The 233-nt window shown below is 60.5% G+C and carries 1 protein-coding gene; it reads right to left on the bottom strand.

Annotated elements, in window-relative coordinates:
• On the bottom strand, positions 1-233 hold a 233-nt coding region (locus tag J5M56_RS26530), incomplete at both ends, for a cytosine permease (RefSeq protein ID WP_207938256.1).

Here is a 233-nt window from a genome sequence, read left to right as displayed (position 1 = left end):
GGATATGGATGAAGCGGTAGCCGATCACCCCGATGGCGGTGGCGCTCAACGCCCCGATCACGATCGCACCCGGCATTGGCACACTGGGGGCGATGCCGTGGATGGTCTTGCCCGCCAGCACGATGTTCGAGATGAAGAAGCCGACATAGATAAGTGCGGTGAAGAACACGATCAAAAGCGCGCCGTAGCGGCCGAACTGGCCACGGCTTTGAACCATTTGCGGAATCCCCAGC

Origin of the sequence: Pseudomonas sp. 51_B, assembly GCF_017491595.1 — a bacterium.
Taxonomy (GTDB): Bacteria; Pseudomonadota; Gammaproteobacteria; order Pseudomonadales; family Pseudomonadaceae; genus Aquipseudomonas; species Aquipseudomonas promysalinigenes.
This window is presented reverse-complemented; position numbering and strand designations above follow the sequence as displayed.